This is a genomic window from Lentzea terrae, assembly GCF_003265345.1.
Lineage (GTDB): Bacteria > Actinomycetota > Actinomycetes > Mycobacteriales > Pseudonocardiaceae > Lentzea > Lentzea terrae.
Map to the genome: position 1 here is coordinate 157,814 of NZ_QFWW01000038.1, position 19,311 is coordinate 177,124.

At 68.1% G+C, this 19,311-nt stretch carries 23 protein-coding genes; 18 read left to right on the forward strand and 5 right to left on the reverse strand.

Annotated features, from left to right (window positions below):
- Genes DI276_RS47480 through DI276_RS47490 form a run of 4 tightly spaced genes read left to right on the forward strand, consistent with a single transcriptional unit; the run spans position 1 to position 3,240 of the window.
- Entirely contained in the window at positions 1–1,164 is a 1,164-nt protein-coding gene (locus DI276_RS47480) for a WXG100 family type VII secretion target (RefSeq protein WP_232837415.1), read from the forward strand.
- A 16-nt stretch (positions 1,165–1,180) separates the two neighbouring features.
- Complete coding sequence (locus DI276_RS47485; RefSeq protein ID WP_112276712.1) at positions 1,181–2,311, forward strand: pyridoxal phosphate-dependent aminotransferase; 1,131 nt, start codon at positions 1,181–1,183, stop codon at positions 2,309–2,311.
- A 15-nt stretch (positions 2,312–2,326) separates the two neighbouring features.
- Positions 2,327–2,476: a hypothetical protein gene (locus DI276_RS51690; RefSeq protein WP_166049133.1), complete on the forward strand. Its 150-nt coding sequence runs from the start codon at positions 2,327–2,329 to the stop codon at positions 2,474–2,476.
- 38 nt (positions 2,477–2,514) lie between these two features.
- Entirely contained in the window at positions 2,515–3,240 is a 726-nt protein-coding gene (locus DI276_RS47490; RefSeq protein WP_112276714.1) for a potassium channel family protein, read from the forward strand.
- Here DI276_RS47490 and DI276_RS47495 read toward each other — a convergent pair.
- On the reverse strand, positions 3,184–3,780 hold the full coding sequence (locus DI276_RS47495; RefSeq protein ID WP_112276716.1) for an HAD family hydrolase: 597 nt from the start codon (positions 3,778–3,780) through the stop codon (positions 3,184–3,186). The two genes, DI276_RS47490 and DI276_RS47495, sit on opposite strands and share 57 nt — an antisense overlap.
- Before the next feature lies 1 nt (position 3,781).
- Positions 3,782–4,723, reverse strand: coding sequence for a threonine aldolase family protein (locus DI276_RS47500; protein ID WP_408610649.1), 942 nt, complete (start codon positions 4,721–4,723; stop codon positions 3,782–3,784).
- 183 nt (positions 4,724–4,906) lie between these two features.
- On the opposite strand from DI276_RS47500, the gene DI276_RS47505 reads away from it, so the two are divergent.
- Genes DI276_RS47505 through DI276_RS47535 form a run of 7 tightly spaced genes read left to right on the forward strand, consistent with a single transcriptional unit; the run spans position 4,907 to position 10,317 of the window.
- Entirely contained in the window at positions 4,907–5,425 is a 519-nt protein-coding gene (locus tag DI276_RS47505; protein ID WP_112276719.1) for a SigE family RNA polymerase sigma factor, read from the forward strand.
- 20 nt (positions 5,426–5,445) lie between these two features.
- Entirely contained in the window at positions 5,446–6,120 is a 675-nt protein-coding gene (locus tag DI276_RS47510; protein WP_112276721.1) for a hypothetical protein, read from the forward strand.
- Between the two features lie 27 nt (positions 6,121–6,147).
- Complete coding sequence (locus tag DI276_RS47515; RefSeq protein WP_112276723.1) at positions 6,148–6,732, forward strand: TetR/AcrR family transcriptional regulator; 585 nt, start codon at positions 6,148–6,150, stop codon at positions 6,730–6,732.
- Positions 6,733–6,789: 57 nt separating this feature from the next.
- A complete protein-coding gene (locus tag DI276_RS47520; RefSeq protein WP_112276725.1) occupies positions 6,790–7,323 on the forward strand; it encodes a SigE family RNA polymerase sigma factor in 534 nt (177 codons plus the stop codon).
- The gene (locus DI276_RS47525; protein WP_112276727.1) at positions 7,320–8,081 is read left to right on the forward strand and encodes a hypothetical protein; all 762 of its coding nucleotides are present in this window, start codon (positions 7,320–7,322) and stop codon (positions 8,079–8,081) included. Before DI276_RS47520 ends, DI276_RS47525 begins: the two co-directional genes overlap by 4 nt.
- A gap of 26 nt (positions 8,082–8,107) precedes the next feature.
- A complete protein-coding gene (purB, locus tag DI276_RS47530) occupies positions 8,108–9,526 on the forward strand; it encodes an adenylosuccinate lyase (protein WP_112276729.1) in 1,419 nt (472 codons plus the stop codon).
- Positions 9,523–10,317 (forward strand): MOSC domain-containing protein, encoded by a 795-nt coding sequence (locus tag DI276_RS47535; RefSeq protein ID WP_112276731.1) that lies wholly within the window; start codon positions 9,523–9,525, stop codon positions 10,315–10,317. Before purB ends, DI276_RS47535 begins: the two co-directional genes overlap by 4 nt.
- Here DI276_RS47535 and DI276_RS47540 read toward each other — a convergent pair.
- Positions 10,314–10,742 (reverse strand): hypothetical protein, encoded by a 429-nt coding sequence (locus DI276_RS47540; RefSeq protein WP_157985386.1) that lies wholly within the window; start codon positions 10,740–10,742, stop codon positions 10,314–10,316. The two genes, DI276_RS47535 and DI276_RS47540, sit on opposite strands and share 4 nt — an antisense overlap.
- 89 nt (positions 10,743–10,831) lie before the next feature.
- Here DI276_RS47540 and DI276_RS47545 point away from each other — a divergent pair, with 89 nt between their 5' ends.
- Complete coding sequence (locus tag DI276_RS47545; RefSeq protein WP_112276735.1) at positions 10,832–11,707, forward strand: phosphoribosylaminoimidazolesuccinocarboxamide synthase; 876 nt, start codon at positions 10,832–10,834, stop codon at positions 11,705–11,707.
- A gap of 50 nt (positions 11,708–11,757) precedes the next feature.
- A complete protein-coding gene (locus tag DI276_RS47550; RefSeq protein WP_112276737.1) occupies positions 11,758–12,408 on the forward strand; it encodes a DUF2334 domain-containing protein in 651 nt (216 codons plus the stop codon).
- Here the strand turns inward: DI276_RS47550 and DI276_RS47555 are convergent.
- Entirely contained in the window at positions 12,371–12,994 is a 624-nt protein-coding gene (locus DI276_RS47555) for an MBL fold metallo-hydrolase (protein ID WP_112276739.1), read from the reverse strand. The two genes, DI276_RS47550 and DI276_RS47555, sit on opposite strands and share 38 nt — an antisense overlap.
- A 66-nt stretch (positions 12,995–13,060) precedes the next feature.
- Between DI276_RS47555 and DI276_RS47560 the strand changes: the two genes are divergently transcribed.
- On the forward strand, positions 13,061–14,191 hold the full coding sequence (locus DI276_RS47560) for a trypsin-like serine peptidase (RefSeq protein WP_112276741.1): 1,131 nt from the start codon (positions 13,061–13,063) through the stop codon (positions 14,189–14,191).
- Here the strand turns inward: DI276_RS47560 and DI276_RS47565 are convergent.
- A complete protein-coding gene (locus DI276_RS47565; RefSeq protein ID WP_112276743.1) occupies positions 14,175–15,155 on the reverse strand; it encodes an NAD-dependent epimerase/dehydratase family protein in 981 nt (326 codons plus the stop codon). The two genes, DI276_RS47560 and DI276_RS47565, sit on opposite strands and share 17 nt — an antisense overlap.
- Positions 15,156–15,305: 150 nt before the next feature.
- Here DI276_RS47565 and DI276_RS47570 point away from each other — a divergent pair, with 150 nt between their 5' ends.
- From DI276_RS47570 to purL, 4 genes are all read left to right on the forward strand, one after another.
- Positions 15,306–15,851: a hypothetical protein gene (locus tag DI276_RS47570; RefSeq protein WP_112276745.1), complete on the forward strand. Its 546-nt coding sequence runs from the start codon at positions 15,306–15,308 to the stop codon at positions 15,849–15,851.
- Positions 15,852–16,078: 227 nt separating this feature from the next.
- A complete protein-coding gene (gene purS, locus DI276_RS47575) occupies positions 16,079–16,318 on the forward strand; it encodes a phosphoribosylformylglycinamidine synthase subunit PurS (RefSeq protein ID WP_030465889.1) in 240 nt (79 codons plus the stop codon).
- Entirely contained in the window at positions 16,315–16,986 is a 672-nt protein-coding gene (gene purQ, locus DI276_RS47580) for a phosphoribosylformylglycinamidine synthase subunit PurQ (RefSeq protein ID WP_198681338.1), read from the forward strand. Before purS ends, purQ begins: the two co-directional genes overlap by 4 nt.
- On the forward strand, positions 16,983–19,235 hold the full coding sequence (gene purL, locus DI276_RS47585) for a phosphoribosylformylglycinamidine synthase subunit PurL (RefSeq protein ID WP_112276747.1): 2,253 nt from the start codon (positions 16,983–16,985) through the stop codon (positions 19,233–19,235). Before purQ ends, purL begins: the two co-directional genes overlap by 4 nt.
- Positions 19,236–19,311 lie beyond the last annotated feature (76 nt).

The window sequence follows — 19,311 nt, forward strand, 5'->3', positions numbered from 1 at the left end:
GTGAGCGCGATGGACGAGGTCGCGGCGCTGCCCGGCGGGGCTGAGCTGGCCGCGCTCGCTGACAAGATCGAGACCGCGCAACCGCAGGCCGTGCGCGACATCGCGAACCGCTGGAAGCAGGCCGCCGGCAAGTGCGGCGACCAGACGAACGCGCTGCAGCGGTCGATCAGCCAGCTCGACGGTGCCTGGGAGGGCAAGTCGGCCGACGGTTTCGTGGCCTACATGGGCAACGTCATGAAGGCCGGCACCTCGATGAGCGACGCGCTCAACGGCGCCGCGGCCGACCTGGAGGCGGCCGCGAACGCGTTGGAAGCCGCGAAGACCTCGATGAGCAGCATCTGCGAGAACCTGCTGAGCCGCGCCCGGCAGACCCGCCAGCAGCTGCACAACCAGCCGCAGGAGGACGTCGACAGCATCATCCGCGGTTACTGCGCCGAGGCCACCGGCGACGCGAAACCCGTGATCTCCCAGGCGGAGAACGCCGTGAACGCGGCCGCGGGCACGCTGAAAGGCCGTCCAGCAGCGTTGTCGCCCAAGTTCTCGTCCATTGAGGACCCGAACACCCAGTCCTTCACGCCGGCGCCGGGCAAGCCGATCGAGTGGGCACCGACCCCGCCGCCGGACGACTCGACCAAACAGTCCTCTTCGGACACCCAGCCGAAGCCCGCACCCGCACCCGCACCCGCACCCGCCCAGCACACCGGTGGCGGCGGTGGTGGCGGTGGCGGCGACGCCTCAGGTGGCGGCGGCGGTGGCGGCGGCGGACTGGGCCCCAGCGGCGGCCCGCCGTCGGGCAGCCCTCCTCCCGGCAACGTCGAGGAGTGGATCCGCGAGGCCATCAAGATCCTGCAGGCCAACGGCATCCCGGTCACCGACGAGAACATCGACGAGATCTGGAAGATCATCGAGAAGGAGTCGAGCGGCAACCCGCACGCCATCAACAACTGGGACTCCAACGCCGCGAAGGGCACGCCGTCCAAGGGCCTGATGCAGTGCATCGACCCGACCTTCCAGGCGCACAAGCTGCCCGGCCACGACGACATCTGGAACCCGGTCGACAACATCATCGCCGGCGTCCGGTACACGTTCTCGCGCTACGGCGGCTTCGAAGGCCATCCGGGACTCAAGGCGATGGCTCAGGGCGGCGGCTACCAGGGCTACTAGGAGTTAGCCTGACGGCATGCTGACCGTGGCTGCCCGCGCCGACGTACCGCCCTTCCACGTCATGGACGTGCTTTCCGCTGCCGCACAACGGCAGCGGACGCACGGTGACGTCATCTCGCTGGCCGCAGGGCAGCCGTCGAGCCCGGCGCCGAAGCCGGTCCGCCAAGCCGCGGCACGAGCCCTCGACGAGCACGCCCTCGGCTACACCGAGCAGCTCGGCATCCCCGAGCTGCGCAGCGCCATCGCCGGGCACTACCAGCGCCAGTACGACCTGAAGATCAACGCCGACGACGTGGTGGTGACGACGGGCTCGTCGGGCGCCTTCACGCTCGCGTTCCTGGCCGCTTTCGACGCCGGCGACAAGGTCGCTCTGGCCAGGCCCGGATATCCCGCCTACCGCAACATCCTGAAAGCGCTGGGGTGTGAGGTCGTCGAACTGCCGTGCGGCCCGGAAACGCGTTTCCAGCCCACCGTCGAAATGCTCGACGCAGACCTCAAGGGCCTGATCGTCGCCAGCCCGGCCAACCCCACCGGCACCACGGTCGACATCGGCCCGATCGCGCAGTGGTGTCAGAGCAACGGCGTCCAGCTGGTCAGCGACGAGATCTACCACGGCATCAGCTACGGCGAACCGCTGCAATGCGCCTGGGAGACGTCGAAAGAAGCGATCGTCGTCAACTCGTTCTCGAAGGCTTTCGCGATGACGGGCTGGCGGCTTGGCTGGATGCTGCTGCCGGAACGGCTCAGAAGGGCGGTCGACTGCCTGACCGGCAATTTCACGCTCTGCCCGCCCGCATTGGCCCAGTACGCCGCGGTCGAGGCGTTCCACCCGGACGCGTACGCGGAAACGGCGCTGCACCTGAAGAGGTACAAGACCAACCGCGACCTGCTGCTCGACGGCCTGACGAACCTCGGCATCGACAAGCTCGCACCGGCCGACGGCGCGTTCTACGTCTACGCCGACATCCGGCACCTCACGGACGACTCGATGGCGTTCTGCCGCAGGTTCCTCGACGACACGGGCGTCGCGATCGTCCCCGGCATCGACTTCGACCCGGTCGACGGGCACCACTTCGTGCGGATGTCGTTCGCGGGTGCAACACAGGACATCGAGGAGGCGTTGGTACGTCTGAAGGCATGGCTGTAGAAGGGGAGGAACGCCATGTGGGCGATCATCGGCTGGCTGGTGGCGATCTGGATCGTGCTGGCCGTCGTCGGGGCCGTGGTGAAAGGTCTTTTCTGGCTCGCTGTGATTGGAGGACTACTCCTCGCAGGCACAGCGGCTTACGGTGCGATCAAATCCAAAAGATGACCCTGGTCTAAACGGGACGAACCGCTCACCATGAAGCGGTGTTGCAGTCCAACGAGGCGCGCCTCGAACGGTGGGAGCGCAAGGTCGAGTGGCCGCTGACGGCTCTCGCCGTGCTCTTCCTCGTCGTGTACGCCTGGCAGGTGTTCGACGACCACGGGGTGATGCACTTCCCGTTGGAGATCGTGTTGTGGCTGGTCTGGGCGGTGTTCGCGGCCGACTTCGCGACCAGGTTCACGCTCGCCGGCAACAAGGTCCAATTCCTCAAAACGCACATCTTCGATCTTGCCGCGGTCGTGCTGCCGATGGTCCGGCAGCTCAGGGTGCTGCGGCTGATCACGGTCATCACGCTGCTCAACAAGAAGTTCCAGCACAAGATCCGGCAGCGGGTGAGCATTTACGTCGGCGGCGTGACGATTCTCGTCGTCTTTTGCGCGAGCCTCGCCGTGCTGGACGCGGAAAGGCACGCGGAAAACGCGAGCATCACCACGTTCGGCGACGCGCTGTGGTGGACCCTCACCACCATGTCGACGGTCGGATATGGCGACCGCTATCCCGTCACGGTCGAAGGACGACTGGTCGCGGGGCTGCTCATGGTCGGCGGCATCGCGCTGCTCGGTGTCATCACCGGCACGATCGCCAGCTGGCTGGTGGAGAAGCTGCGCGGCGTCGAGGAAGCCGAGCTCGAGACCGCGCAGGAGCTGCGGAACCTACGCGCCGAGATCGCCGAACTCCGCGCGGAGCTCAACGCGCGCAGCGGCAGCTGACGTCCACAGCCGCGCGTCCCATCCAGCAATCAGAGCACCTTCGACGTTCGTGCCGCGGTCGTCGTAGAAGACCAGGTCGGACGACCCGAGGACCGACTCCACGTGGTGCCAGATCGCTGCATCCGGCTTCGCGTAGCCGAGGTCTCCGGAGAACACCAGGTGCTGGAAGTGCTTGGCCCACGGCTCCTTCTCCGCGAGCCGCGCGAACGTCACCGGCGCGTTCGACAGCAACGCCAGCGGCACGCCCAGCGAGTACAGATCATCAATCAGCGCAACGGTTTCCGCGACCGGCTCGTCGAGCCAGCCCGCGTTGTCCAGCGCGGTCAGCTCGCGCACGGTGGCAGCGTCGAACGTCATCCCCAGCGAGGACCCGATCAACGACCAGTAGTCGGCGTCCGAACTACCGCGGTCGTAGGCGTCCCGGTCCCAGTAGGCCGACTCGAACCGCTCCAGCGAGACGCCGAGACGCTCAGCCATCGCGGGCAACGCCGGGTTCCGCTGGCTGATGACCTCGCCGAAGTCGAACACGATCCAGCGCATCTCAGGCGTCCTCTCGTAGCCGGCGCAGCACCTCGGCGATGTCGGACGAGTCCACGTCGCCGTGCGTCACGAACCGAACCTTGCCGGACATCGGACTGGCGAAAACCCCGACATCGCGCAACGACGTCAGCGTCTTCTCCAGGTCCGGCACCGACGCCAGCACGATGTTCGTGGCGGGCTCGGCAACGTCCCAGCCCAGCGAACGCAGCCCGTCAGCCAAAGCCGATGCGTTCGCGTGATCAGCGGCCAGGCGATCAACGCGATCAAGAGCGACGAGACCGGCGGCCGCCAGCACCCCGCCCTGCCGCACCCCGCCACCGAGCATCTTCCGCACCCGCCGGGCCTCGACCACGAACGCAGCGGAACCGGCCACCAGCGACCCGACCGGCGCGCCGAGACCCTTCGACAGACACACCTGCACGGTGTCCGCCCCGGCAGCCAGCACCGAGGGAGCCACCCCGAGGGCTACCGACGCGTTCCACAATCGAGCCCCGTCCAGGTGCACTGCCAGCCCGACGGACCGAGCCGCCGACACCAGTCGTGCGTGCTCATCAGCCGTGGTCACGGTGCCACCGGACGCGTTGTGCGTGTTCTCCAAGCACAACAACGTGGTGTTCAGCCCGTAGTAGGGAGACTCACCACCACCGGCGGCGACCACGGCCTCCGGGGACATGACCGGCAGCCCGTGCGGCATCCCGCCGGCCAGCCACGCGGCGGTGCCCAGTTCGGCGTCCAGCACGTGCGCACCGAGCGGAGCCAGGAACCGATCACCGCGCCGCAAGTGCAAGAACAACGCGATGAGGTTGCCCATGGATCCAGAGGGCACCCACAAAGCGGCTTCGACGCCGAGCAGCGCGGCGACCCGCTCCTCCAGCGCGGCCATGGTCGGGTCGTGGTCCAGCACGTCGTCGCCGACCTCGGCCGCCGCCATCGCGCGGCGCATCTCCTCGTCCGGCTGGGTGACGGTGTCCGAGCGCAGGTCGATGGGGGTCACGGACCCGATCACATCACATCCGGTGAACGACCGAGGGGGTGATGTAGCTCTCGCTGGTGGTTCGTGCAACCGTTGGTGCCTCAGATTCCGTCCGGTAAGTGCAACTCGAGGAACGAGCGGAGAGCAGTCCGCGTGGATCAGCGCGACGAGCAGGAGTTCGCGGAGTACTTCGTGGCTCGCCGTGAGGCCGTGCGCCGAACGGCATACCTGCTGTGCGGCGACTGGCACCGCGCTGACGACTTCGCGCAGACAGCGTTCGTGGCGGTGCACAGGAGGTGGCGGAAGATCCGGGACAAGCAGGCTCTCGACGCCTATGTGCGGCGCACGCTGGTGCGCGCGGTGATCGACGAGTCGCGCCGTCCGTGGCGGCGCGAGAAGTTCACCGACGAGCTGCCGGAGTCGCCGACCCAGGACCACGAGATCGGCGACGCGGTGGCCACGCGCGAGGCGTTGTTGAAGGGCCTGCGCAGAGTTCCGCCGCGGCAACGGGCGGTGCTCGTGCTGAGGTTCCTCGAGGGCCTCGACGTGACGGCCACGGCCGAGGTGCTGAAGTGCTCGGAAGGAACTGTGAAGAGTCAGACCGCCCGCGGGCTGACCGCGTTGCGGGAAGCTCTTGGTGACGCCATCGACGACCTGAGGCCGGCGTCGTGAACAGCGAAAGGAGGACGTAGATGGACGAGCAGAAGCTCGCTGACCTGTTCCGCGACGCGGCACACGACGCGCCACCGGCGTCCTTCGACGCGAGTGACGTCCGAACGGCTTCGCGACGCGCCACGCTCAGAAGGCGCAACTCCATCGCCGCCGGCACTACGCTGGTCGTCGTGCTCGGCTTCGGCGGTGCCGTCGCGAGCACGAACTGGATCAGCACGGACAAGAACGGCGCGGGTGTTGCGCAGCAGCAGGACAACGGCGCAGAAGCGCCGGGGAACCCGCTGGAGGCACAGCCACCCCCCAAGAACAACCCCGGAGACGTGTCCACGCAGGGGGACGCGTCCACGCCGGGGAGCACCGGTTTCTCGACCGGTGCACAACGCGCAGTGCAGGGCTGCGCGGCGGTGGACCGAGAGCTCGCAGACGCCCTCGCCGGCGAGCTTTCGGTCTCACCGGACTTCGCCCAGGTCCCGACGGTCACCTGTTCGCCCGACTCGCGTTCGGCCGCCTTCAAGATCGACGGACTGACGATCACCGCGATCGTCACGCCGCAGGGGTTCGTGCCGCCGGCCGGAGCGCAGACGGAGCAGCTGAAGACCGGACAAGGCCAGGACCTGTTCGTATTCACGCAGGGCGACGGCGAGCTGAAGGGCAAGGCCAGGCCCATCGCGGCCGCACTGGCCCGGAAGTTCTGACAGCGCGCCCAGTACCCTGGCGCGACTATGACGGCAGCAACCCCGAAGGGTGAGCGCAGGCGGCAGGCGCTCGTGGAGGCCGCGTCCGAACTGCTCGTGGAGGGCGGCTTCGACGCGGTCAGGCACCGCGCGGTCGCCGAACGCGCAGGTCTGCCGCTCGCGTCGACCACCTACTACTTCGACTCGCTCGACGAGCTGATCACCGCCGCGGTGGAGTTCCACGGCCGCGGTGAGCTGGCCAGTTGCCGCGCCCGGCTGGCGGAGCTCGCGGACCGGCTGAGCGACGACGACGTGCTGATCGAGCTGATCCTCGACCTGCTCGTCGGCCAGGACGTCACCGACACCGAGACGATGCTGCTGCGCTACGAACGCCTCGTCGCCACCGGCCGCCGCCCGTATCTGCGGCCGTTGATGCGCATCATGTCCATGGAGCTGCACGCGCTGATCGCCGACATCTTCGCCCGCTCCGGTCGCGACATCGCGGCCGATCGGGTCGAGGAGCTGATCGCGCTGGTCGACGGTTCGGTGGTCAACTCGTTCATCGAGCTCAAGTCGGACCCGCGCGGCGTCGCGGCCAGGATGCTCCGAACGGCCCTTTCGCGTCACGGGTGATGCAACCTCACGTTCCCCTGATGCGTTCCCCTGGTTGAGGACGCGAGAGGGGATCGCATGCGCAAGGCCGATGAGCAGGGCTTTCGCGAGTTCGCGGCAGCCAATGCCGCGTCTTTGCGACGCACTGCCTATCTGTTCTGTGGCGACTGGCACACGGCAGAAGACCTGATGCAGTCGAGCCTGATGAAGATGTACCTGGCCTGGAAGCGCATCAAGGACCTCGACAACCTGATCGCGTACGCCCGCAAGGTGCTGCTGCGCACCTGGCTGGACGAGAAGCGCAGGCCGTGGCGCAGAGCCGAGCAGCGCGACGGGGAGCTGCCGGACGCCGCGGACGCCAGCGTCGACCCCGACACGACCAGCGCGAAGCTGTGGGCGCGTGAGCTGGTGCACACCGCGTTGCTCCAGGTGCCGCCGAGGCAACGAGCGGTGCTCGTGCTGCGTTATTTCGAAGACCTGTCGGTCGCCGAGGTGGCGGTGGCCATGGGTTGCACCGAGGGAACGGTCAAAAGCCAGACGGCGCGCGGCCTCGCGACGTTGCGCGTCATCGTGGAGAAGCTCGACAGCAGTTCGGGGAGGGTCGCGTCGTGAGTGAGCAGGAGATCCGCGAGGGAATGCTGCTGGCCGTCTGGGACGAGCCGCCGCTCGACTTCGACCCCGACACGCTGATCAGGCGGGTCGAGCAGAAAAAAAGTCGTCGTCGAGCGCTGGTCGCTGTGGGCGTGGCTACGGCGATGATCGCCGTGGCGTCGTTCGCGCTGCCCGGACTGCTGCCGCGCGACCGCGAGAGCCAGCTCGGCTCCCCGACCGACACGACCGCCTCGTCGACGCCACCGTCCCTGTCCGTGTACGGCCGCCAGAAGAAGATCGGCGACGCCCTGGCGAGCAGGCTGCAGGAGACGCGGCAGGACCTGAAGGAGATCTACCCGTCCTTCGACGGCTTCCGGGGCACCACGTTCAAGCCGGAGGCGCCGCTGCAGCCGATCCGGCCGGACTCCGACGACATGTACGGGTTCCTGTACTTCACCGACTCGATCGGGCCGACGGCGCTGCTGGTGACCATGGGTGACGCGGTCTCGACCAACGACATCTGCGGGGCGGGCAAGCCGGCCTTCTGCCGGGACGTGCCGCAGCAGGACGGCACGGTGGTCACCGAGGCCGAGTTCCAGGAGGGCCCGGAACGGGTCAAGGCCGTGGCGATGCGGAGGCTCCCCGACGGCAAGAGGTCGGTCATCATCTCCGCCTACTCGCACAACCCGTCGACGATGACCGGCTACCGGCAGATGATCCCGGTGAATGTGGACGTGCTCACAGCGCTGGTCATGGACCGGGCCATCACCTGGGAGTGAGTCCGGGGTGCACTAGCCTGAGGGGCGTGAGCAAGCCGCGCATCGCCAACGTCCTCGCAGGTCGCTACGCCTCCACGTCGCTCGCGACGCTCTGGTCGGCCGAGCACAAGATCGTGCTGGAGCGCCAGCTGTGGCTCGCCGTGCTGCGCGCCCAGGCGGCTGCGGGCATCGACGTGCCGGCGACCGCGATCGCCGACTACGAGCGCGTGCTGGAGCAGGTCGACCTGGAGTCGATCGCCGCGCGTGAGCGGGTGACGCGGCACGACGTGAAGGCGCGCATCGAGGAGTTCAACGCGCTGGCGGGCCACGAGCAGGTCCACAAGGGCATGACCTCGCGCGACCTGACCGAGAACGTCGAGCAGCTGCAGGTGCTGCGCTCGCTCGAACTGATCAGGTCCAAGGTCGCCGCCGTGCTCGGCCGGCTGGCGCGGCTCGCGGCCGAGCACTCCGACCTGGTCATGGCCGGTCGCTCGCACAACGTGGCGGCGCAGGCCACGACGCTCGGCAAGCGGTTCGCGACCGGGGCGGACGAGCTGCTGGTCGCGTTCTCGAGGCTGGACGAGCTGATCGCGCGTTACCCGTTGCGCGGCGTCAAGGGCCCGGTCGGCACCGCTCAGGACATGCTCGACCTGCTCGGTTCGCCTGCGAAGCTGGCCGAGCTGGAGCGCACGGTCGCCGGCCACCTGGGCTTCGAGCGCGTGCTGACTTCGGTCGGCCAGGTCTACCCGCGCTCGCTCGACTTCGACGTCGTGTCGACGCTCGTGCAGCTCGCGGCGGCGCCGTCGTCGGTGGCGAAGACCATCCGGCTGATGGCCGGCCACGAGCTGGTGACCGAGGGCTTCAAGCCTGGTCAGGTCGGCTCCAGCGCGATGCCGCACAAGATGAACACCCGCTCGTGCGAGCGCGTGAACGGCTTCGCGGTGATCCTGCGCGGCTACCTGTCGATGGTCGGCGAGCTCGCGGGCGACCAGTGGAACGAGGGCGACGTGTCGTGCTCGGTGGTCCGCCGGGTCGCGCTGCCCGACGCGTTCTTCGCGTTCGACGGGCTGCTGGAGACGTTCCTGACGGTGCTGGACGAGTTCGGGGCCTACCCGGCCGTGGTCGCGCGCGAGCTCGACCGCTACTTGCCGTTCCTCGGCACGACCAAGGTGCTGATGGCGGCCGTGCGCGCGGGTGTCGGCCGGGAGACCGCGCACGAGGCCATCAAGGAGAACGCGGTGGCCGTGGCGCTGGCGATGCGCGAGGAAGGCCTGGCGCAGAACGACCTGCTGGACCGCCTGGCCGCCGATGAGCGCCTGCCGCTGGACCGCGCCGCGCTGGACGCGTTGCTGGCCGACCGCCTGTCGTTCACGGGCGTGGCGTCGGCACAGGTCGCGTCGATCGTCGAGCAGGTCGCCGCGGTGGTCGAGAAGTACCCGGCCTACGAGCCGGAGCCCATTCTGTGATCGTTTCCGACCTGCGCATCTATCCGATCAAGGGCTGCGGCGGGTACTCCGTCGGGTCCACTCCGGTCGACCTCACGGGGTTGCGCGGTGATCGGATGATGATGCTGGTCGACGACGACGGCGTGTTCCTGTCACAGCGCAAGGTGCCGCAGATGGCCGCGCTGCGTCCGTACCTTTCGGACTCCGCGTTGCTCGTCGGCGGCAACTCGTTCCCGGTTGTCGTTGACGGGCCACGGGTTCCGGTCGTCGTGCACAAGTGGCAGGGCTTCGGGATCGACCAGGGCGACGCCGCCGCAGCGCACTTCTCGGACGTGCTCGGCATGTCGGTGCGGCTGATGCGCACGCCGCCGGACCTGCACCGGGAGACCTCCGGGGAGACCGCGGGGCTGATGGGGTTCGCGGACGCGGCCGCGGTGCTGATGATCTCGCTGTCCTCATTGGACGGCTTGAACGAGCGCATCCTCGAACGCGGTGGGGAACCGGTGCCGATGAACCGGTTCCGCCCCAACGTCGTGGTGTCCGGCTGGCCGGAACCGCACACCGAGGACCGGGTGCGGCGCGCGGTGATCGGTGACGCCGAGCTCGCCTACGCCAAGAACTGCGTGCGGTGCACGGTGCCGATGGTCGATCAGGAGACCGGTTTGCCGGACGGGCCGGAGCCGATCCGGTCGCTCGCCACCTATCGGCGCAACGCCGACGGTGGCGTGATCTTCGGCGTGAACGCGGCGGTGGTCCGCGCCGGCACGATGACGGTCGGCGACAAGATCGACGTGCTGGAGTGGGCTGTCTAGGCCTTGTGCCAGCGCAAGCGGTTGCCGCGGTCGGCGTCCTTGCGGCAGACCAGCGGCTCGCCGAGCAGACCGATGCCGCTCGCGCCCTCGGGATCGCACCGCGCGCCTTCGTTGACCAGCAGACCCTGCTGAGGCGGCGTTGACTTCGTCGTGGTCTGCGGAGGCGGCGGCGGTGCCTGCACGGGCGGAGGCTTCGGCTGCGTGGTCGTCGTGGCGGTCGTCGTGGTGGTCGTGGTGCTGACCGTGATGTCGACGACATCCGGAGTCGGCACGATGCTGACCGACTGGGTCGGGGTCGTGGTCTGCGCGCTCTGCACCGGGGAGGAGAGCGGGCTGGAGTCGATGCTCCACCCCGCCACGCCCAGCACGATGAGCAGTCCCAAGCTGGCCAAAGCCGGGATCCACAGAGCCTTACGGGTGAGCACGGGTGCACCTTAAGGGGCGGAGGGCTTGATCTGTAGGGGTGACGGGGTGTAAGTCGGTTTCCGGAACACCGGCACGTAGGCTGACCAGCGTGCCTACGCTCGCTGACTACCAGCACGTCGCCCGCGGCAAGGTTCGCGACCTGTACGACGTCGACGACGAGTTGCTGCTCTTCGTCGCGTCCGATCGCATCTCGGCCTACGACCACATCCTGAGCACCGAGATCCCGGACAAGGGTCGTGTGCTCACCGCGATGAGTGTGTTCTGGTTCGAGCGGCTCACCCCGAACCACCTGGTCGCGTACGACGACCCGCGCATTCCCGCCGAGGTCCGCGGCCGGGCGTTGCTGGTGCGCAAGCTGCAGATGGTCGACGTCGAGTGCGTGGCGCGCGGCTACCTGACCGGCTCTGGCATGGCCGACTACACGGCCACGGGCGCGGTGTGCGGGGTCGAGCTGCCGGCCGGGCTGGTCGAGGCGTCCGAACTGGACCCGCCGATCTTCACGCCCGCGTCGAAGGCCGAGATCGGCGCGCACGACGAGAACGTGTCGTTCGAGGTCATCGCGGAGAAGCACGGAATCGAGCTGGCGTCGAAGCTGCGTGACCGCACGATCGAGCTGTACAGCGAGGCGCGCGCGTACGCGTTGACCCGCGGCCTGATCCTCGCGGACACGAAGTTCGAGTTCGGGCTGGACGCTGCCGGTGAGCCGATCCTGGCGGACGAGGTCTTCACGCCGGACTCGTCGCGGTACTGGCCGGCCGAGGGCTACGAGCCGGGTCGCGTGCAGCCGTCCTTCGACAAGCAGTTCGTGCGCGACTGGCTGACGTCGCCCGCGTCCGGCTGGGACCGCAAGAGCGACACGCCACCGCCTCCCCTGCCCGCGGACGTCGTCGAAGCCACCCGGAAGAGGTACGTGGAGGCGTACGAGCGGCTTACTGGCCGGTCCTTCGCTGACTGGCTCGCGTGAGTTAGCTCCCGTTTCACGCGGATGTCACCACGGCGTGGCGCACTCAAAGCGTGCATTCACAGCTCGTGGTCTCACTGTCCGGCATCGGTCCGCAGACACTCGACCGATGCGCTGATCTCGCCGCGGCGCTCGACCCGCGGCAGGTGCCGTTGTCGCTGCTCGTGACACCTCGCGAGCTCGGCAAGGCGCAGGACTGGGTGCGGCAGCGCGCCGCGCTCGGCGACGCCGTCGTGCTGCACGGCCTGGGTCAGCGGCGACTGCCTGCCTACGAGGCGGGGTTGTTGTTGACGGGTGCGCGCGTGCAGATGGAAGCCATCGGGCTCAACGCCGACACGTTCGCGCCTCGGCGGTGCGTGGCGTCGCCCGGCACGTTGATCGCGCTGGCCAAGCACCGGTTCAACCGCTGCGCCGACGCCCACGCCGTCCGCGACGTCGGCACCGGGCTCGCGACGATCGGCCGCCTGCACGCGCTGACCGAGCGCAGCAGCTTCGGTGAGCTGCGATCGCTCGCGCTGGTCTACGCGACGGCCCGGTCGGCGCGTCGCGGTGGCCTGACCCGGATCACCGTCGACGCCCGCGACCTGCACCGGCCCGGTGCGCGGCAGGCCGTGCTCGACGCCGTGGACATCGCGCTCGCCCACGACGCCGCGCCGACCACCTACGTCAAACTGCCGTCTCCTCGCCACGCTTCAGCGGCCTGACCTGCGTCTCAGTCGGCCTGAGGTTCTCGAAGTGGCGGTATGCCATCTCCGGCATGGCCAGCACCGCCTCGTGGATCGGCACGGCCACGCGCGGCTTGACGGCGCGCATGAAGTCGACGGCTTCGCCGGTGCGCATCCACGGCGCACCGGAGGGCAGGCCGAGCACGTCGACGTCCTCGTCCGGCACGAACAGCGCGTCGCCGGGGTGGTAGAACGCGCCGTCACCGACCACGTAGCCGGCGTTCGGGATGACCGGGATGTCCTGGTGGATGATCGCGTGCTGACCGCCGACGACCTTCACCGTCGTGTCGCCGACCTTGAGCGTCTCGCCCGGCCGGGCGACAGTCGGATTTTCGGTTTGGTCGGCCGATCCCTCGTCGACGATCAGCTGCGCTCGCGGGTTCTGAGCGAGCAGCTTCGGCAGCCGCTCGGTGTCCAGGTGATCGAAGTGCTGGTGCGTGATCAGCACCGCATCCAGGTCTTTCGCGTCTTCGAAACCGGCGGAGAAGGTGCCGGGGTCGATCAAGATGCGCGTCGTCCCGGTGTCCAGCAGCACACAGGCATGACCGAAATGGACAACTCGCATGGATTCCTCCATTACCGACGTTCGGCGGGCTGACACCGTCAGGTGACGTCGGAAGTATCGAGGAGTATGAGGAAAACCCTGCAACTCCTCACGGCACTGGCGCTCGCCCTGCCGATGACGTCCTTCGTCCCTGCTACCACCACCTCTACTCCTGCTCAGGCGGCACCGCAGTCGCCGCAGACCCAGGAGATCGGCACCGAGGAGTCCACCTCGGTCCGCGTGGGTGGCGACAACCGCTCGACGGTGATCGAACGGCCCGGCTCGGGTTACGTGAAACTGCACTTCACGGACCTGCGCATCCTGCCGGGCGACGTGCTCACGGTGTCGAACCCTGACGGCACCGAGAAGTACACGTACATGAGAGACCTGAAGTCCTCGCTCACCGCCACGATCGACTCGACCGGCTTCTGGGCGATGTCGATCACCGGTGACAAGGCCGTGGTCTCGGTCTCGAACAAGCTGAGCCGCGTGCGGGTCGACAAGCTGACCCGCGGCTACACCGAGGCCGAGATGTCCGCGCAGCCGTCCGTGCAGAGCATCTGCGGCACGAACGACTACAAGGACGCGGTCTGCTACCAGTCCAGCAACCCGACCGAGTTCGGCAAGACCAAGTCCGTGGCGAAGCTGCTGAAGAACGGCAGCTCGCTGTGCACGGCGTGGCGGGTCGGCCCGAAGAACCACATGCTCACCAACAACCACTGCTTCACCAGCACCAATGGCATCGAGGTCTGGTTCAACTACCAGTGCCCGACCTGCGGCGGCACCACTTCGGCCACCGTCACCAAGGTGCTGGCGAACAGCGTGTTGAAGACCAACGCCGGCCTCGACTACACCCTCTTCAACGTGAAGAACTTCGAGACCATCACCTCGTTCGGTTACCTCGAACTGGACGCGCGCGTTCCGGCCGTAGGTGAGGAGATGTACATCATCGGCCACCCGGCCGGGAAGCTGAAGAAGTTGTCGTTGCGCGACAACAACAACGGCGGCGGCTACTGCGTCGTGCGCGCGGTGCGGGTCAACGGCAGCTCTTCGCAGTCCGACATCAGCTACATGTGCGACACCGAAGGCGGCTCGTCCGGTTCGCCGGTGCTGTCGAGGCGCACGCACAAGGTGATCGGGCTCCACCACTTCGGCGGCTGCCCGAACCAGGGCGTGCGCATCGACCTCGTCGCCGCGCAGATCAACCCACTGCTGTAAGGATTTCCTGTTCCTCTTCTGGAGTGAGTCCCGCCTTGCGGGGTCGGTCCAGCCCGAGGCCGCGCTCGTACTCCAGCGAGTCGAGCGCGGTCTCGGCCAACGGCCTGGTGCGCAACCCGTTCGCGAGCGCGTTGCTGACATCGCGGCCGACCATCTTCGACCACTCCTGCGGCAACCACAGCGGCAACGACCGCGGCCCGGCCCACGGGTTGATCTCGAGCTGCTGGAGCACGCTCTCCGGCACGCTGACGATCTTCGTTCCCGGCGCCGCCGTGGCCCCGGCGATCTCCCCGATGGCCATCTGGAACGGCATGACGGGCCCGGTCGAGTCGTACGTGCCGGTGACCCGCTCCTCGGCCGCGAACACGATCCACTGCGCCAGGTCCCGCACGTCGATGTGCTGGAACCCGAGGTCGGGACTGTCCGGCACGACCACCCGGCCACCCCGGCTGAACCGAGCCGGCCAGTACCCGAACCGGTCGCTGGGGTCGTCCGGCCCGGTGATCAGCCCGGCCCTGACGATGAACTCACGGCCGCTCATGGCCTCCCGGACCGCGTTCTCGCTGGCCACCTTCACGCTGCCGTACCGCTCCGACGTGAACTCCTGCGCCGGGTCGTCCTCGAGCGGCGGCAGGAGCTCGTCGCTGCCCGTCGCGTGATCCGCGTAGACCGAGATGCTCGACACGAACGTCCAGTGCGGCGTCGTCGGCCCGAACGCCTCCAACGCGTCCCGCACCCAGTTCACCGAGTACTTCGACACGTCGATGACCGAGTCGAACTGCTCCCCGGCGAGCTGGTCGAACGCGCCGGGTTTGTTTCTGTCGATCGGGATCAGGCGAGCACCTTCCGGCACTTCACCCGAAGCGCCACGGGCACCGCACACCACGTCGTGGCCGCGGCGGACGGCCTCCGCCGTGATGGCCTTGCTGAGGAACACGGTTCCGCCGAGCACGAGGATCTTCATGATTCCCAGCTTCCGTCCGATCCGCCGGATGTGCCAGGGCTCTCTGCTTTCGGCGTAATACCGCCTTGGAACGGCTCCAAGACTCGGTCGTTCGGTCCCGATCGGCTGGAAGTGTTGAACTGTTGTTCGGGTCCGGTCGATGGACGTTTCGTGAGTCTGCACGCCTTCGTCGACGAGTCGCGGCGAAACAACACGTACCTGCTGGCAGCTGCCCTCGTCGATCCCGGCGACCTGGCGCGCACGCGAAAAGCGCTGCGTCGGTTGTTGTTCCCCGGTCAGCGAGAACTTCACTTCAAGAAGGAGAAGGCCGACCGACGCAAGCTGATCCTGTCCAGGCTGGTTTCCATCGGCGCCGCTGTGCACATCTACACCAGCGACTGCTCCGCTGGGGAGGAAGTCGCGCGTCAAGAGTGCCTCATCGCACTCATCAACGATCTCATCGACCTCAACACGCGGAGGCTGGTGCTGGACAGCCGAGAGGAGCGCAATCTCCACGACGCACAGACGATCCGCACGACGCTGGGCAAACGGCCGAGCTACTCGAAGATCACCTATGAGCACTTGGACAGCACGCACGACGAGCTGCTCTGGATCCCGGACGTGGTGGCGTGGTGCCACGGTGCGGGAGGTGACTGGGCAAGGCGCGTGCGCTCGCTCGTCGTGAAGGAGACTGCTGTGGACGAATGGTCCAGATAGCGCAAAGCACGGCGGCCGACCGTCCGGACGGGCACCGTGCTCACTTCCTCGGCCTACGGGGCCTTGGCGAGATCTACTTTACCAAACATCGTCACCACGACAAGCCGGTTCACCCGATGGTGAGCCGGTGCAGATTGTGCCGCCGACCACGTGTCGACAAGATGAACCCCCAGGTCAGGTAGGGTCTCGGAGTACCGCCAGCCCCTCAAACCCGGGAGCAGTCTGTCGTGGCCCGAGTCGTCGTCGACGTCATGCCGAAGCCCGAAATTCTCGACCCCCAAGGCCAGGCGGTGGCGAACGCGCTGCCCCGCCTCGGCTTCGACGGCATCACCGCCGTCCGTCAGGGCAAGCACTTCGAGCTGGAGGTCGCCGACGACGTCGACGACGCCACGCTCGCCAAGATCGCAGAGACCTTCCTCGCCAACCCGGTGATCGAGGACTGGACCGTGCGCAGGGTCGAGGCATGAGGGTCGGTGTCATCACCTTCCCCGGCACGCTCGACGACGTCGACGCGCAGCGGGCCGTGAAGTACGCCGACGGTGAGGCCGTGCCGTTGTGGCACGGGGACCACGACCTCAAGGGCGTCGACGCGGTGATCGTGCCCGGCGGGTTCTCGTACGGCGACTACCTGCGGTGCGGTGCCATCGCGCGGTTCGCGCCGGTCATGCAGGAAGTGATCGAGGCCGCGAACAAGGGCATGCCGGTGCTCGGCATCTGCAACGGCTTCCAGATCCTCGCCGAGGCGCACCTGCTGCCGGGCGCTCTCACCCGAAACCACAAGCTGCACTTCGTGTGCCGCGACCAGTGGCTGAAGGTCGAGAACAACTCGACCGCGTGGACCACGCGGTACGACCTGAACGCCGAGATCCTGGTGCCGCTGAAGTCCGGCGAGGGCGGCTACCAGGCCGACGAGGACACGCTCAAAGAGTTGGAAGACAACAACAGGATCGTCTTCCGGTACGTCGGCGAGAACCCCAACGGCAGCCGCAACAACATCGCGGGCATCACCAACGCCAGGGGCAACGTCGTCGGCCTCATGCCGCACCCCGAGCACGCGATCGACGCGCTCACCGGCCCGACCGACGACGGACTGGGCATGTTCCTGTCCCTGCTCGACACGGTGGTGAAGGCGTGATCGACACCGTCAAGAACGCGGAAGCAACGCCCGACCAGGAGCAGCCCTACAGGGAGCTGGGCCTGAAGGACGACGAGTACGCGCGCATCAAGGAGATCCTGAAGCGCCGCCCCACCGACGCCGAGCTCGCGATGTACTCGGTCATGTGGAGCGAGCACTGCTCCTACAAGTCGTCCAAGGTGCACCTGAAGTACTTCGGTGAGACCACCACCGACGAGATGCGCGCGAAGATGCTCGCGGGCATCGGCGAGAACGCCGGCGTCGTCGACATCGGCGACGGCTGGGCCGTCACGTTCAAGGTCGAGAGCCACAACCACCCGTCGTACGTCGAGCCCTACCAGGGTGCGGCGACGGGGGTCGGCGGCATCGTGCGCGACATCCTCGCCATGGGTGCCCGGCCGCTCGCGGTCATGGACCCGCTGCGGTTCGGCAAGCCCGATGCGGAGGACACCAAGCGCGTCCTCCCCGGCATCGTCGCGGGTGTCGGTGGCTACGGGAACTGCCTCGGCCTGCCCAACATCGGCGGCGAGGTCGTGTTCGACGAGTCCTATCAGGGCAATCCGCTGGTCAACGCCCTGTGCGTCGGGGCCATGCGCACTGAGGACCTGCACCTCGCGCACGCGAGCGGCACCGGCAACAAGGTCATCCTGTACGGCGCGCGCACCGGCCTCGACGGCATCGGCGGCGTGTCGGTGCTGGCCAGCGAGACGTTCGACGACAGTGCGGGCAAGCGCAAGAAGCTGCCGTCAGTCCAGGTCGGCGACCCGTTCACGGAGAAGGTCCTGATCGAGTGCTCGCTCGAGCTCTTCGAGAAGGGCCTCGTCGTCGGCATCCAGGACCTCGGCGGCGCCGGCCTCAGCTGCGCCACGAGCGAGCTGGCGTCGGCAGGCGACGGCGGGATGCACGTCTGGCTCGACCGAGTGCCGCTGCGGGCCACCGGCATGACCCCGGCCGAGATCCTCTCCAGCGAGTCCCAGGAACGCATGTGCGCGGTCGTCGAGCCCGCGAACGTCGAGGCGTTCCTGGAGGTCTGCCGGAAGTGGGACGTCATCGCCACCGAGATCGGTGAGGTGACCGACGGCGACCGCCTGGTGATCACGTACCACGACGAGGTCGTCGTGGACGTGCCGCCGCGCACCGTCGCGCACGAGGGCCCGGTCTACCACCGGCCGATCCAGCGCCCGGCGGACCAGGACGAGCTGCAGGCGAACACGCCGGACAGCCTCCCCAGGCCCGACGACCTGCTGGAACTGATCAAGATCATGGCGGCCAGCCCCAACCTGGCCTCCAAGAAGTGGGTCACCCAGCAGTACGACCGGTACGTCCGGGGCGGCACGGTGCTCGCGCAGCCCAGCGACGGCGGCATGATCCGGATCGACGAGGAGACCGGCCGCGGGGTCGCTCTCTCGACGGACTGCAACGGCCGCTACACCAAGCTCGACCCGTACGAGGGCGCGAAGCTCGCGCTCGCGGAGGCCTACCGCAACGTCGCGGCCACCGGTGCCACGCCGGTCGCCGTCACGAACTGCCTCAACTTCGGCTCGCCGGAGGACCCCGAGGTCATGTGGCAGTTCGAGCAGGCCGTGAAGGGCCTCGCGGACGGTTGCGTTGAACTGGGCATCCCGGTGACCGGCGGCAACGTCAGCTTCTACAACCAGACCGGCTCCACGGCGATCCTGCCGACGCCGGTCGTGGGCGTGCTGGGCGTGATCGACGACGTGCGGCGCCGCATCCCCACCGGGATCGGGGCCGAGGCCGGCGAGACGCTGCTGCTGCTCGGCGAGACGAAGGCGGAGTTCGGCGGCTCGGAGTGGGCCCACCACGTGCACGGCCACCTCGGCGGCCTGCCGCCGAAGGCCGACCTGCAGCGGGAGAAGCTGCTCGGCCAGGTCCTCGTCGCGGGTTCGCGGGACGGCATGATCTCCGCCGCGCACGACCTGTCGGAGGGCGGTCTGGCCCAGGCGCTGGTCGAGACGTGCCTGATCGGTGAGACGGGCGCGCGGGTGTTCCTCGCCGGCGACCTGTTCACCGAGCTGTTCAGCGAGTCCGCCGGTCGGGTGCTGGTCGCCGTGCCGCGGACCGAGGAGCAGCGCTTCACCGACATGTGCACCGCGCGCCGCCTGCCGTGGCGCAAGGTCGGCGTCGTCGACCCGGAGTCGAACGCGCTGGAGATCCAGGGCCTCGGCGAACTCTCGCTCGACGAGCTGCGCGAGGCGTGGGAGGGCACCCTCCCGGCCCTGTTCGACTGATATGTAGTGGCCTCGTGTCAAGGGGCAAGGTGAGGCGCCCGCAAGGATGTTCCTGGCGGGCGCCTCGTGCTTCGTC